Raw genomic sequence first — 13,118 nt, 5'->3', positions numbered from 1 at the left:
CCGAGATCTACACAAGGCTATTCGTCGGCAGCGTCTGATGTGCATATGAGACAGCGGCTACGGCGCGTCCCCCGTCACGACGTTCGAGCTCTACACCCGCCTCCGCGCCGTGTCCCCCCGCCTGGAGGTCGTCGGCATCGAGATAGACCCCGACCGCGTCGCCGCCGGGGTCGCCTTCCTCTCCGCGCTGGACGCGTCCAAAGGAGATCACCCGAAAGGAGGCTCCGGCGCCTGCGAGGGCCTGTCGTTCCGGCGCGGCGGCTTCGAGCTCCCGGTCGCGCGCCCGCCCGTCCTGATCAGGGCGTTCAACGTCCTGCGCCAGTACGACGAGCCCGCGGCCTGGCGCGCCTGGGACGAGATGTGCGCGCGCCTCGACCCGTCCGGCGTCCTCGTGGAGGGGACGTGCGACGAGATCGGGCGCCGCGCTGTGTGGGCGACCCTCACGCCGGGCGGGCCGCGGACGATAACGTTCGCGGCGCACCTGCCGACGCTCGACCGCCCGTCCGCCCTGGCGGAGCGGCTGCCGAAGACGCTGATCCACCGGAACGTCCCGGGCGAGCCCGTCCACGCGTTCCTCGCCGCGTTCGACCGCTGCTGGGCGACCGCCGCGCCGCACTCGGCGTTCGGCCCCCGCGCCCGCTGGATCGAGGCGGTCCGGCTGCTGTCGGCGGACTACCCCGTGCTGACCCGCCCGCCCTACGGCGGCCGGAACCGCTGGCGCCTCGGCGAGGTGACCCTCCCCTGGACGGCGGTCGCGCCCGGCACCGGGTGACCCGCTACCCGCGCTATTCGCGGTGGAGCTTGTAGGGGGCCGCCTGGACGCGCGGCTGCACGTCGATCCGGTCGATGTTGACGTGCGGCGGACGGGTGACGACCCAGGCCACGCAGTCGGCGACGTCCTCGGCGACCAGCGGCTCGGCGACGCCCTCGTACGGCTTGGCGGCCTTCTCCGCGTCGCCGTGGAACCGGACCAGCGAGAACTCCTCCGTCTTCACCATGCCCGGCGCGATCTCGGTGACGCGGACGGGTTCGGCGACCAGTTCCAGCCGCATCACCTCGTTCACCGCGTACGCGGCGTGCTTGGCCGCGTTGTAGCCCGCGCCGCCCTCGTACGGGAAGTGCGCCGCCAGCGAGGTGACGTTGACGACGTGCCCGGCGCCGCTCTCGATCAGCTTCGGCAGCAGGGCCTTCGTCACCCGCACCAGCCCGAGGACGTTGGAGTCGTACATCTTCTGCCACTCGCCCAGGTCGGCGTTCGCCACGGGGTCGAGGCCGAGGGCGCCCCCGGCGTTGTTGACCAGCACATGGCAGCCGCCGACCGCGGCCGCGAGCGCGTCCACCGACTCCTGCGAGGTCACGTCGAGGGCGATCGGGACGACCCGGCCCGCGCCCGGCTCGCCCTCGGCGATCTCCTTGGCGAGGGCCTCCAGGCGGTCCCGCCGCCGCGCGGCGAGCACGACGTGGAACCCCTCGGCCGCCAGGCGCCGCGCCGTGGCGGCCCCGATTCCGCTGCTTGCTCCGGTGACTACCGCGGTCTTACGCATGCGTCCAGTGTCCCGCTCGCGGGCGCCGGTGGCGGAGCCGGGACGGCCCGATCACCGGTGAGACCCGTCACTGTGGCGGCGGATGACGATTGGCCCCCTAACCGAGGGAACACCCAACGCGGTCGATAGGTTGCACTACCGGAGGTGATGTCCGGTGTCGCGTCGTATCAACCGGGTTGCGACGGTCAGTGTTCATACTTCCCCCCTTGATCAACCGGGTACCGGCGATGCGGGCGGCATGAACGTCTACATCGTCGAGGTGGCCAAGCGCCTCGCCGCCAGAGGCGTCGAGGTCGACATCTTCACCCGCGCGACCTGCCGCGCGATGCCCCCCGTCGTCGAGCTCGCCCCCGGCGTGCTCGTCCGGAACGTCGTCGCCGGGCCGTTCGAGGAACTGGACAAGACCGACCTCCCCCGGCACCTGTGCGGCTTCACCTCCGGCATCCTGCGCGTGGAGGCGGCGCACGAACCCGGCCACTACGACCTCCTGCACACCCACTACTGGCTGTCCGGCCAGGCCGGGTGGGCGGCGAAGCAGCGCTGGGGCGTCCCGCTCGTCCACTCCATGCACACCATGGCCAAGGTCAAGAACGCGGCCCTCGCGGACGGCGACAAGGCCGAACCGGTCGAGCGCGTCCTCGGCGAGGAGCAGGTCGTGGCGTCGTCCGACCAGCTCGTCGCCAACACCGCCAAGGAGGCCCGCGAACTCGTCGACCTGTACGGCGCCGACCCCGCCCGGGTCGCGACCGTCAGCCCCGGCGTCGACCTGTCGCTCTTCCGCCCCGAGTCGCCGCTCCTCGCCCGCGGCGCCGGCCTGTTCCCGCACCGCACCGGCCCCGCCCGCCGCCGCCTCGGCCTGCCCCGCGACGCGTACGTGCTGCTGTTCGTCGGCCGCATCCAGCCGCTCAAGGCCCCGGACGTGCTGCTCCGCGCCGTCGCCCGCATGATCGCCGACGACCCGGCGCTGCGCGCGAAGCTCGTCGTCGCCGTCGTCGGCGGCCCGAGCGGCTCCGGCCGCTGCCGCCCCGAGGGCCTGCAGAACCTCGCCGCCGAACTCGGCATCTCCGACGTCATGCGCTTCGAGCCGCCGAGCCCGCAGTCCGAGCTGGCCGACTGGTACCGGGCCGCGGACGTCACCGTCGTCCCGTCGCACAGCGAGTCGTTCGGCCTCGTGGCCGTCGAGTCCCAGGCATGCGGGACGCCCGTCGTCGCATCCCGCGTCGGCGGCCTCTGCACCGCCGTCGCCGACGGCGACTCCGGCGTACTGATCTCCGGCCACGACCCCGCCGACTACGCCGCCGTGCTGCGCCGGCTGCACTACGAGCCCGGCCTGTACGCCCGGCTCGCCCGCGGGGCCGTCCGGCACGGGAACAGCTTCGGATGGGACGCGACCGTCGACAACCTCCTTGAGGTGTATACCGGAGCCATGTCCATTCCAGCCGTGCAGGTCGCCACACCTGCGGAGGTATCAGCTTGAGTCCGGTCGAGACCATCCGGGAGACCCTGCGGGCCGCGGAGCTGGAGTTCGACGAACCGCGCGAGGACGCGTTCTTCGTCAAGCTCCCCGGGCAGCGCAAGCTCGCCACCATGACCTGGCTCATCGTCGGCGAGCACAGCCTGCACGTCGAGGCGTTCTTCTGCCGCCGCCCAGACGAGAACCACGCCGAGTTCTACCGCTTCCTCCTGGAGAAGAACGGCCGCATGTACGGGGTCGCCTTCGCCTTGGACGAGGTCGGCGACGTCCACCTCGTCGGCAAGGTCCCCCTGCAGTCGGTGACGCCGGACGAGGTCGACCGCCTGCTCGGCTGCGTCCTCACCTACTCCGACGACAACTTCGACAAGGCGCTCGAACGCGGATTCAAGTCGTCCATCCAGCGCGAGTGGGACTGGCGGGTCAAGCGCGGCGAGAGCCTCGCCAACCTCCAGGCGTTCGCGTCCTTCGCCGACCCCGCCAACAGGGACCCCGCCGAGGGCCAGGGGGACGGGACGGGCCGATAAGCTTCGGTCCCATGGCGACCCTGGTATTGCTCCGGCATGGTGAAAGCGTCTGGAACGCGGAAGGGCTGTTCACCGGGTGGGTGGACGTCGATCTGTCCGCGAAGGGGGAAAGTGAGGCGACCAAGGGCGGCGACCTGCTGCTCGACGCCGACATCACCCCCGACGTGGTACACACCTCGCTGCTGAAGCGGGCCATCCGCACCGCCAACATCGCCTTGGACGTCGCCGACCTGCTGTGGATCCCCGTCCACCGCTCCTGGCGGCTCAACGAGCGGCACTACGGCGCCCTCCAGGGCAAGAACAAGGCCCAGACGCGCGAGGAGTTCGGCGAAGAGCAGTTCATGACCTGGCGCCGCTCCTACGACACCCCGCCGCCGCCCATCAAGGACGACGACCCGCTCTCCCAGGTCAACGACCTCCGCTACGCCGAGCTGCCGTCCGAGCTGATCCCGCGCACGGAGTGCCTCGCCGACGTGGTCGACCGCCTCCTGCCGTACTGGTACGACGCGATCGTCCCCGACCTGGCCGCCGGCAAGACCGTCATGGTGGCCGCGCACGGCAACTCGCTCCGCGCCCTGGTCAAGCACCTGGACGACGTCTCCGACGAGCAGATCGTCGGCCTCAACATCCCGACCGGCATCCCCCTCGTCTACGAGCTGGACGACGACTTCGCGCCCCTCAAGCGCGGCGGCGAGTACCTCGACCCGGCCGCCGCGAAGGCCGCCATCGAGGCCGTCAAGAACCAGGGCGCCGCGAAGAAGGGCGACGCCAAGGCCGCCGCCCCGTCCGCGAAGGACGCCAAGTCCAAGGAGAAGGACAAGCCGCGGCGCGGCAGGCGCAACAAGTAGCACCTGAGGAGTGGCTCCGGGCACCCGCCGCCCGCCGTGGCGGCGGGTCAGAGCTCGTTGATCTCCGCTGGGCGCTGGCCCGTGACGAGGTAGACGACGTTCTCCGCCACGTGGACGGCGTGGTCGGCGAACCGCTCGAAGTAGCGGCCGGCGAGCGTGATGTCCACCGCCGGTTCGACGCCGTGCTTCCACTTGGGGGACAGCAGGAGGTCGAACAGACGCCGGTGGAGGCGGTCCATCTGGTCGTCGTCGGCGTCGAGCTCCAGGCCCATCTCGACGTCCTGCGACGCGATGACGCTGCCCGCCTTCGCGATCATCCGCTCGGCGATCTGCCCCATCTCCAGGACGGTGGCCTGCAGCTCCGGCGGGACGGCCGACTCGGGGTGCCGGCGGCGGGCGGTCTTGGCGATGTGGACGGCGAGGTCGCCCATGCGCTCCAGGTCGCCGCTCATCCGCAGCGTGGTGATCAGCGTGCGCAGGTCGCCGGCCACCGGCTGCTGCCGGGCCATCAGGTCGAAGACGACGTCCTCGAGCTCGGCGTCGATCTTGTTGACCTGGTCGTCCCCGCTGATGACCTCCTCGGCCAGTCGCAGGTCGGCGTCCAGCAGCGCGGTCACCGCGCGGGCCATCGCGGACCGGACGAGCCGGGTCATCTCGACCAGCCGGTCGGCGAGGGAGTCGAGTTCCTCGTGGTAGGCGTCGCGCAATTCAGAATCCTTCGTTTCGTACCGGGGCGAATCGGGCGGTGTTTCGGGGGGCTACGGGGGCCGTCCGGGGTGTCCGGGCGTACTCGCCCACGCCACAGCCTGCCGCGGCGACATGAACGACCGCGGATAAGAAGGTGAACATTCGGGGAACGAGATCGCCCTGACCAGGGCCGGGCGCCGGGACGGGGCCGAGCGCCGCTTACCATCCGAGGTGTGGAGGTCGAAGTTGTCGCGGTCCTGACCGGGCTGGCCGGACTCGCGATCGGGCTGACGACGGGATTGGCGGTGCGGGTGAGCGAGCGGTCCCATCGGGCGGCGGCCCCGGCGACGCCGGTCGGCGTCCTGCCGCCGGGCGTGGCCTCGGTGCTCAGCGTCCTGCGGTCGTCGGCGGTCGTGGTGGACGTCGAGGACCGCGTCCTGCGCGCCAGCTCCGCCGCACGCGCCTACGGCCTGGTCAGCGGCGACCGGCTCGTGGTCGACGAGGTGCTCGCGATGGCGCGGCTCGTCCGGCGGGACGGCGAGATCCGCGAGACCGAGATCCAGGTCGGCTCGACGGCCGCGCGGAGCCGCGCGGACGGCCGCTGGTTCGCGGTGCGGGTGACCCCGCTCGGCTCGCACGGCCTCGTCCTCGTGCTGGCCGAGGACCTCACCGACATGCACCGCACCGAGGCGATCCGCCGCGACTTCGTGGCGAACGTCAGCCACGAGCTCAAGACCCCCGTCGGCGCGCTGTCACTGCTGGCCGAGACGGTCGAGAACGCCGCCGACGACCCCGAGGCGGTCCGCCGGTTCGCGGGCCGGATGCAGTACGAGTCGGTGCGGCTGACGAACCTCGTCCAGGACCTGATGACGCTGTCGCGCGTCCAGGGCGACGAGCCGCTCCCCGACCTGCGTTCCGTATCCGTGGACGAGGTGGTCGCCGAGGCGATGGAGGGCTGCCGGACCAAGGCGTCCGCCAAGGAGATCGAGCTGGCCGCCGGCGGCGAGGACGGCCTGCGCGTGTACGGCGACCAGGAGCTCCTCGTCAGCGCCCTGCGCAACCTGGTCGACAACGCCGTCGCGTACAGTCCGGAGAACACCCGGGTCGTCGTCTCGGCCGGGCGCTGCGGCGACGACCAGGTCGAGGTCAACGTGACCGACCAGGGCATCGGCATCCCGGACGGCGAGGTGGGGCGCATCTTCGAGCGCTTCTACCGGGTCGACCCGGCCCGCTCCCGGCAGACCGGCGGCACCGGCCTCGGGCTCGCCATCGTCAAGCACGTCACCGGCAAGCACGGCGGGGACGTGACGGTGTGGAGCAAGGAGGGCCACGGGTCGACGTTCACGATCCGGCTCCCGCTGCTCGGCACCGCCGCGCGCGGGACGGCCGCGCGCAAGGACGCCGACGCAGAGAACAACACCGATAACCCTGCCCAGGAGGCACCGTGACCCGCGTGCTCGTCGTGGAAGACGAGGAGTCGTTCAGCGACGCACTGTCGTACAACCTGCGCAAGGAGGGCTTCGAGGTGGCCGTCGCCGCCACCGGCCCCGACGCGCTGGACATCTTCGAGCGCAACGGTGCCGACCTCGTGCTCCTCGACCTGATGCTCCCCGGGCTGCCCGGGACGGAGGTGTGCCGGGAGCTGCGGACCAGGTCCAGCGTCCCCGTCATCATGCTGACCGCCAAGGACAGCGAGGTCGACAAGGTCGTCGGCCTGGAGCTAGGCGCCGACGACTACGTCACCAAGCCGTTCTCGACGCGCGAGCTGATCGCGCGGATGCGGGCCGTCCTGCGCCGCCAGGGCGAGGTCGAGGAGCTGGCGCCCGCGACCCTGGAGGCCGGTCCCGTCCGGATGGACGTCGAGCGGCACATCGTCAGCGTCGGCGGTGAACCCGTCCAGCTCCCGCTCAAGGAGTTCGAGCTGCTGGAGGTGCTGCTGCGCAACGCGGGCCGCGTCCTGACCCGGATGCAGCTGATCGACCGCGTGTGGGGCGCCGACTACGTGGGGGACACCAAGACGCTGGACGTGCACATCAAGCGCCTCCGCGCCAAGATCGAGGAAGTGCCGTCCGCACCGCGCTACATCGTCACCGTCCGCGGCCTCGGCTACAAGTTCGAGCCCTGAGCACATACTGGAACGGCCCGTGCGGCGGTCTCGCCGTACGGGCCGTTCTGTGCGTGCGTGGTGTGCGGGGTCAGTGACCGCCGGCCGCCGGGGAATCCGTGCTCGTCGGCGACGGGGACTCGGCACCGCTCGGCGACGGCGACGCGCCCGGCTGGGCCGGCTCGGTGCCCGGGGACTGCCGGTTGCCGTTGGTGGCGCCCGGCGAGCCCGGCGCCTGGCCGTTGGGCGTGACCAAGGGGTAGGTGCTGTACTCGTCCTGCTGCAGGATGAGCGGCACCTTGAACTCCACGGCCCCGGCCTTCTCGAACTGCATCCGTACCGTGATCAGGCCCCCGGCGATCAGGTCCGGGTCCTGCAGCCCGTTCAGGACCACTACCGGCTGCCCCTCTCCCGTGGGCGGCGTAGGAGCCCCGATCGTCGGGCCGGCCGTGTTCTGGGACGTCGGGCTGGCCGTCGGGCTGGCGGTGGAGCCGGGGCCGGTCGGCGCCGGTGTCGCGGTCGGCTGCGCGGTCTCCGGAGCCTCGGGGCCCGGGTCGACCGTCGCGTCACCGCGCAGCATGACCAGGCTGCCCGACCCGTCCCGCGCCGCGGGCGGGAGCGTGATGCCGCCGCCCCTGATCATCGCGGAGCCGAACTGCGGCGAGCTGACCGAGGTGAGCCGGTCCTCCCTGCCGATGACCTGGTTGATCAGCACTCCGTAGAGCGGAAGCGACGCCCCCTGGGCGACCGGCACCTCGGGCTTCGGGCCCAGCACGAACATGTTGCGCATCACGATCTGCGGCGCGTTGTCGTCCAGCGGGACCGACACGTTGACGCCCTCGGTCAGCCGGACCGGCGCGGCGGACTGCGCATCCATGCCGGCGCCGCAGCCGGAGATCACCGGCGCGATGGCGACGGCGCCCGCGACGGCGAGCGCGACCATTCGACGGCTGTTTCGGATCACGGCGTCGGTCTCCTCGCGATGTGTCATTCAAAGACGTGACGTTGGAAGTTGTGGAGTGGCGTGAGATACGCCAGGGGAAGCGTAGCGAGACCCGCCCGCGGGTCCCGCGCCGGGGTGCCGCGACACGCCCGGAATCACCGGGAAAAGCGCCCGGAACCGTATCAGCCGGACCGCAGCGCCCGGACCTTCTCGGTGAGTTCCGGCCCCGCCTGCGGCCCCTGGACGACGTCGCCGACCACGCCGTCCGGCTGCACGAACACCGCGGTCACGCCCGTGCTCGCCGCACCCGCGGCGGGGGCGTACGCCCCGGCGAGGACGCCCTCCCGGTCCTCAAGAACCAGCGGCTTGCCGTAATGGGCGGTGCCGGCGCACGACTTCAGCTCCTTCAGGGACGTGCCCTTCTCGTCGCCGGCGGGGCGCGGATCGGCGACCAGCCAGAAGTTCAGCACGTTCTCGTGCGTCCTCCCCGCCAGTTCCGCGATCACACTCTCGCACTCGTACGCGGGCGGGACGATGCCGATGACCCCCGGGCGCAGGTCGCGCAGCGGCGTCGGCGTGCGCTCCCCGACCACCAGGTCGACGGTGCCGTCCGGCAGGAGGCCGCCGACCTCGCCGGGGCTCGCGGACGGGCGCGGCGCGAGCTGGGCGACCGTCGGGCGCGGCGCGGGCTTCGGCCCGAACGCCGTCATCAGCGCGCCGCTGAGCAGCGCGACCAGCAGCGCCCCCGCGATGATCGGGATGGCCACGCCGAACCGGGTCAGCGGACGGGCGATGCGGCGGACCCGCCGCCGGCGCCTGCGCCGCCGCTCCTCGCGGCGGTAGGCGAGCATCTCGCGCTCGAGCTCGCGGGCGTCGTCGGGCACCACGACGTCAACGCGGGGGAGCCCGTAGTCGTCGGGCTCCGGGTCGTCGCCGTCCGGCCTCACGCCGCACCTCCCATCCGGCTCCGCCGACGCACTCCGCGGCCCAGGGCCGCCATTTTCCCGGACCACCGTCCCACCGAACCGGCGATCCGTCCCGCCGGCCCGCCATTTCGACGGTCCGCGGCCGCGGCGAGGCGTGGTCCCTCCGGAAGTCACGGTCCCGCCGGGCGGACACCTTTCATCCCGACCGGGGACGCCGTCCCGGTGGGCCCGTCCGGTGGGCCTGTCCGATGGCATTGCCCCGTTGGGTTGGTTCCCGCGAGGTGTCGTCCCATTCGCGGCCTTCGTGCGCTTCGTACCCGCGGGGCCGGGCCCGCTCACCTCCGGCGCGGGGCGCGGCCCCGTCCCGGCAACGCAGATGCTTGCCTCCCGGAGGGCTTGCCGGTAATGGGCGAGGGGGTGAAAGCATGTGGCATCCCGGCTACCCTGGGTAGGGAGAACTGGTCGGCGATGCACCATTAAAGGGCTTTGTCAATACCCCAATATGCAGCTTGACCTGCGCATATGCCGGTAAGGCCGGTTCAGCCACCCGGGTTTACGTGGTACCCTGGTTCTAGCGGAAGGGGTACTTGTCACATGACTTTCCAGGTCGGCGACACCGTCGTCTACCCCCACCATGGGGCTGCTCGGATCGAGGCCATCGAGACTCGCACCATCAAAGGTGAGGAAAAGACCTATCTGGTCTTGAAGGTCGACAAGGGCGACCTGACAGTGCAGGTCCCGGTCGAGAACGTCGAGGACGTGGGTGTCCGCGACGTCGTCGGCCAGGAGGGTCTGGAGAAGGTGTTCGAGGTGCTGCGCGCCCCCTACACCGAGGAACCCACCAACTGGTCCCGCCGGTACAAGGCGAACCTTGAGAAGCTCGCCTCCGGCGATGTGAACAAGGTCGCCGAGGTCGTCCGCGACCTGTGGCGGCGCGACAAGGAGCGCGGCCTTTCGGCGGGTGAGAAGCGCATGCTCGCCAAGGCGCGCCAGATTCTGGTCAGCGAGCTCGCGCTCGCGGAGAAGACCAACGAGGACAAGGCGGAGGCCCTGCTCGACGAGGTCCTGGCCAGCTGATCGGCCGGCCGAGTTGAGCGCACGGTTTCCACGGGTGGGCGTCGGTACCGACGTCCACCCGTTCTCGTCCGACCCGCGTCCCCTCTGGGTGGCGGGTCTCGAATGGCCCGGCGAAGGCAACGGCCTGGCCGGGCATTCCGACGGCGACGTCGCCGCGCACGCCGCCTGCGACGCCCTGCTCTCGGCCTGCGACCTGGGCGATCTGGGCGCCGTCTTCGGCACCGCGGACCCGCGCTGGTCCGGTGCCTCCGGCGTCACCCTCCTCCGGGAGGTCGCCCGCCTCGTCCACGAGGCCGGCTTCACCATCGGCAACGTCGCCGTCCAGGTCATCGGCAACCGCCCCAAGATCGGCAAACGCCGCGCGGAAGCCCAGAAGGTCCTGACCGAAGCCCTGGGCGGCGCCCCCGTCACCATCTCCGCCACCACCACCGACGGCCTGGGCCTGACCGGCCGCGGCGAGGGCCTGGCCGCCATAGCCAACGCCCTGGTAATCCCACCGGACCCGGCTTAGCGCGCTCCACCCGGTGTCCACCGAACTCTTTGGCCCGTCCTGCCCGCGCGGGGTTCAGGGGAGGGCCGGATGGATGGTGCCGGTCACCTTGCCGAAGGTGATGCGGGAGCCGGCGGAGCCGGGGGCCTGGGCGCGGATGGTCACCGTGTCGCCGTCCTCCAGGAAGGTCCGCTTCGTTCCGTCGTCCAGTTCCAGGGGCTCCTGGCCGTTCCAGCTCAGCTCCAGCATGCAACCGCGCTGGTCCCGTTCGGGGCCGGAGACCGTCCCGGAGGCGAACAGGTCACCGGTGCGGAGCGCGGCGCCGTTCACGGTGGCGTGGGCCAGCTGCTGCGGCGGCGTCCAGTACATCGAGGCGAACCGCGGGCGGGCGGCGACCTGGCCGTTGATCAGGATCTCCAGGTGCAGGTCGAGGCCCCACGGCTCCTCGCAGCGCAGGTAGGGCAGCGGAACCGGGTCCTGGACGGGCGGTGACACGCGAGCGGCCTCCAGGGCCGCGACGGGCACGACCCACGGCGAGATCGACGTCGCGAACGACTTCCCGAGGAACGGCCCGAGCGGCTGGGACTCCCATGCCTGCAGGTCGCGGGCGCTCCAGTCGTTCACCAGGACGAACCCGAACACGTGGTCGCGGAACGCCTCGGCGGGCACGCGGTGCCCCGCGACGGACGGCACCCCGGCGACGAATCCGACCTCCGCCTCGAAGTCGAGCCGGAGCGACGGCCCGTACGACGGCTGCGGGTCGTCCGGCGTCCTGCGCTGCCCCATCGGCCGGATGATCGGCGACCCGGAGCGGTACACGGTGCCGGAGCGGCCGTGGTACGCGACCGGCAGGTGCTTCCAGTTGGGCGTCAGCGGATCGCTCTGCGGGCGGAACATCCGGCCCGCGTTCGCGGCGTGGTGCTCGGAGGAGAAGAAGTCGACGTAGTCGGCCACCTCGAAGGGCCGCAGCAGTTCCACCTCCGCGACGGGGATCAGATGCGGCCGCACGTTCGCCCGGTACGACTCGTCGGTGAGCAGTTCGACGAGGCGGGCGCGGTTGGCGTCCCAGGCGGCGCGCCCCGCCACCATGAATGCGTTCAGCGATCCCGAGGCGAAGTAGCGGCGGTCCTCCACCAGCCCGGCGGCGGACAGCTCCGCCAGGTCGAGGACGTACTCGCCGATGGCCACGCCGATGCGGGGGAGCTCCCCCGGCCGGGAGAAGACGCCGTACGGCAGGTTCTCGATGCCGAAGCCGCTGTCCTCGTTGACCTCAACCCACGAATCGGTCGTCATGGAAAGCTATCTTCCCCAATGTCCGGCCTTCTGATCAGGCCCGCGGCCTCCAGATCCCGCCGTGTCCCGCGGACGTCCGGTACGCCGAACGCGACCAGGATGCGGCGGGCCGCTCGCGCCTCGGCCTCGGGCAATGCCAGCAGGTCCCCGGCGAGGCCCGCGGCGTCGGTGCGCTCAAGCGTCCGCCGGACGGCGGGCTCGGTGCCGCCGCCGGCTGCTTGGGCCGTGGCCAGCAAGATGTTCATGAGCCCGTGGTGCGACGCGTCCCGTACGGCGTGCACGGGCCCGGCGCAGGTGAACGGCAGGTCGCGTTCGGCGCAGGCCGCGATGAACGCCGCCAGCGCACCGGCGCCGGGAACGCCGTCCGTGGTCGAGCCGCCCACCCGGTACTTCGCACCGAGCGCGGCCTCCCGGGGGCCGGGCGCGGCGCTGTGGGCGGCGGAGTCGCGGGCCGCGGCGATGCGGTCGAGCGCGTGCAGCCAGCCGGGGGAGCGGCGCACCTCGATGCGCGTCGGCACGTCGGCGGGGAGCCGGGCGATCGTCACGGCGGCGGCCCGGGCCTGGTCGGCGTCCCGGGGCAGCGCGATCTCCACCGACGCCGGGCGGACGCGGGGTTCGCCGCGGACGGCGTCCAGCGTCTTCGGGAGTTCTTCGATACCGGTGTCGGCGACGACGCCCAGATCGAAGAGGTCTTCGGGGACGAGATGGGTGCGCAGCTCCGCGAAGCGCGAGGCGGGGCACAGGAAGCGGCCCGCGAGCGGATCCGCGGGGTGGCAGGCCGCGCGGTGGGCGGGCAGGGCCCGGTCCATCGGGGCGTGGTGCGGCGGGAAGAGCGCGGCGTCGTCGAGGAGCCGAGCCAGTAAGGCGCTCATGCCGGTTCCCTACCCCTGAGGCGCCCCGGCTCACGTGCTTTACGGTGACTCGCCCGATTCAGTCGACGGGCGGGGTGGGGCCGCTGCGGAAACTGCTGGACGGCGGCGGGTTCCAGTCGTCCTCCGGCGCGTCGTCCTCCGGGCGGTCGCCGGCGTCGGGGTCCTCGGCGCGGTCGAGGGGCGGGGTGTCGTGCTCCTCGTCGTCCGCGTCCGCGCCGAAGGGCGCGGGCATCGGGATGTCGGGGCGGGTCGTCGCGGCGAGCGGGCGCTGCTCCTTCGCGCCGTCACGCTCCCGGCTCCGGACCAGCTCCACGTCCGTCGGGAGCAGCGCGGGCG

General features: G+C 72.1%; 14 protein-coding genes and 1 pseudogene. 8 read left to right on the top strand and 7 right to left on the bottom strand.

Annotated elements, in window-relative coordinates:
- The first annotated feature begins 109 nt into the window (after nucleotides 1-109).
- Nucleotides 110-772 (top strand): class I SAM-dependent methyltransferase, encoded by a 663-nt coding sequence (locus E1266_RS28855; protein WP_243719006.1) that lies wholly within the window; start codon nucleotides 110-112, stop codon nucleotides 770-772.
- A 13-nt stretch (nucleotides 773-785) separates the two neighbouring features.
- On the opposite strand, the gene E1266_RS28850 is transcribed toward E1266_RS28855, so the two are convergent.
- Entirely contained in the window at nucleotides 786-1,544 is a 759-nt protein-coding gene (locus tag E1266_RS28850; RefSeq protein WP_132052367.1) for an SDR family NAD(P)-dependent oxidoreductase, read from the bottom strand.
- Between the two features lie 154 nt (nucleotides 1,545-1,698).
- Between E1266_RS28850 and mshA the strand changes: the two genes are divergently transcribed.
- The 3 genes from mshA to E1266_RS28835 are packed head-to-tail and all read left to right on the top strand — an operon-like array spanning nucleotide 1,699 to nucleotide 4,390.
- A complete protein-coding gene (gene mshA, locus E1266_RS28845; protein WP_132052365.1) occupies nucleotides 1,699-3,021 on the top strand; it encodes a D-inositol-3-phosphate glycosyltransferase in 1,323 nt (440 codons plus the stop codon).
- Entirely contained in the window at nucleotides 3,018-3,542 is a 525-nt protein-coding gene (locus tag E1266_RS28840) for a YbjN domain-containing protein (RefSeq protein ID WP_132052363.1), read from the top strand. Before mshA ends, E1266_RS28840 begins: the two co-directional genes overlap by 4 nt.
- Nucleotides 3,543-3,553: 11 nt before the next feature.
- Nucleotides 3,554-4,390, top strand: coding sequence for a phosphoglyceromutase (locus tag E1266_RS28835; RefSeq protein ID WP_132052361.1), 837 nt, complete (start codon nucleotides 3,554-3,556; stop codon nucleotides 4,388-4,390).
- Nucleotides 4,391-4,437: 47 nt separating this feature from the next.
- Here E1266_RS28835 and phoU read toward each other — a convergent pair whose 3' ends face one another.
- Nucleotides 4,438-5,097: a phosphate signaling complex protein PhoU gene (gene phoU, locus E1266_RS28830; RefSeq protein ID WP_132052359.1), complete on the bottom strand. Its 660-nt coding sequence runs from the start codon at nucleotides 5,095-5,097 to the stop codon at nucleotides 4,438-4,440.
- A 213-nt stretch (nucleotides 5,098-5,310) separates the two neighbouring features.
- Between phoU and E1266_RS28825 the strand changes: the two genes are divergently transcribed.
- Complete coding sequence (locus tag E1266_RS28825) at nucleotides 5,311-6,525, top strand: ATP-binding protein (RefSeq protein ID WP_132052357.1); 1,215 nt, start codon at nucleotides 5,311-5,313, stop codon at nucleotides 6,523-6,525.
- A complete protein-coding gene (locus E1266_RS28820) occupies nucleotides 6,522-7,202 on the top strand; it encodes a response regulator transcription factor (protein ID WP_132052355.1) in 681 nt (226 codons plus the stop codon). The genes E1266_RS28825 and E1266_RS28820 overlap by 4 nt, the downstream gene beginning before the upstream one ends.
- A 70-nt stretch (nucleotides 7,203-7,272) precedes the next feature.
- Here E1266_RS28820 and E1266_RS28815 read toward each other — a convergent pair whose 3' ends face one another.
- Together E1266_RS28815 and E1266_RS28810 are read right to left on the bottom strand one after the other, a co-directional pair.
- Entirely contained in the window at nucleotides 7,273-8,145 is an 873-nt protein-coding gene (locus E1266_RS28815) for a hypothetical protein (protein WP_132052353.1), read from the bottom strand.
- A gap of 161 nt (nucleotides 8,146-8,306) precedes the next feature.
- Nucleotides 8,307-9,071 (bottom strand): hypothetical protein, encoded by a 765-nt coding sequence (locus tag E1266_RS28810; protein ID WP_132052351.1) that lies wholly within the window; start codon nucleotides 9,069-9,071, stop codon nucleotides 8,307-8,309.
- A 573-nt stretch (nucleotides 9,072-9,644) separates the two neighbouring features.
- On the opposite strand from E1266_RS28810, the gene E1266_RS28805 reads away from it, so the two are divergent.
- Complete coding sequence (locus E1266_RS28805; protein ID WP_067459337.1) at nucleotides 9,645-10,127, top strand: CarD family transcriptional regulator; 483 nt, start codon at nucleotides 9,645-9,647, stop codon at nucleotides 10,125-10,127.
- A gap of 34 nt (nucleotides 10,128-10,161) precedes the next feature.
- A complete protein-coding gene (gene ispF / locus E1266_RS28800; protein WP_207945967.1) occupies nucleotides 10,162-10,638 on the top strand; it encodes a 2-C-methyl-D-erythritol 2,4-cyclodiphosphate synthase in 477 nt (158 codons plus the stop codon).
- A gap of 54 nt (nucleotides 10,639-10,692) precedes the next feature.
- Here ispF and fahA read toward each other — a convergent pair whose 3' ends face one another.
- The 3 genes and pseudogenes from fahA to E1266_RS38275 form a co-directional block, all read right to left on the bottom strand.
- Nucleotides 10,693-11,910, bottom strand: coding sequence for a fumarylacetoacetase (fahA, locus tag E1266_RS28795; RefSeq protein ID WP_132052347.1), 1,218 nt, complete (start codon nucleotides 11,908-11,910; stop codon nucleotides 10,693-10,695).
- Nucleotides 11,907-12,782 carry a hypothetical protein gene (locus E1266_RS28790; RefSeq protein ID WP_132052345.1) on the bottom strand — a complete coding sequence of 292 codons (876 nt, stop codon included), beginning with the start codon at nucleotides 12,780-12,782 and terminating at the stop codon, nucleotides 11,907-11,909. Before E1266_RS28790 ends, fahA begins: the two co-directional genes overlap by 4 nt.
- Before the next feature lie 58 nt (nucleotides 12,783-12,840).
- Nucleotides 12,841-13,118 (bottom strand): annotated as a pseudogene (locus tag E1266_RS38275) (hypothetical protein); the annotation flags it as partial.

Source organism: Actinomadura sp. 7K534, assembly GCF_004348575.1.
In the GTDB taxonomy this organism is placed as follows: domain Bacteria; phylum Actinomycetota; class Actinomycetes; order Streptosporangiales; family Streptosporangiaceae; genus Spirillospora; species Spirillospora livida.
This window is presented reverse-complemented; position numbering and strand designations above follow the sequence as displayed.

Bases quoted from the DNA above. Each gene is read 5' to 3' on its own strand.
- E1266_RS28835 (WP_132052361.1), top strand. From the start codon at position 3,554: ATGGCGACCCTGGTATTGCTCCGGCATGGTGAAAGCGTCTGGAACGCG.
- E1266_RS28805 (WP_067459337.1), top strand. From the start codon at position 9,645: ATGACTTTCCAGGTCGGCGACACCGTCGTCTACCCCCACCATGGGGCT.
- E1266_RS28790 (WP_132052345.1), bottom strand. From the start codon at position 12,782: ATGAGCGCCTTACTGGCTCGGCTCCTCGACGACGCCGCGCTCTTCCCG.
- fahA (WP_132052347.1), bottom strand. From the start codon at position 11,910: ATGACGACCGATTCGTGGGTTGAGGTCAACGAGGACAGCGGCTTCGGC.
- E1266_RS28850 (WP_132052367.1), bottom strand. From the start codon at position 1,544: ATGCGTAAGACCGCGGTAGTCACCGGAGCAAGCAGCGGAATCGGGGCC.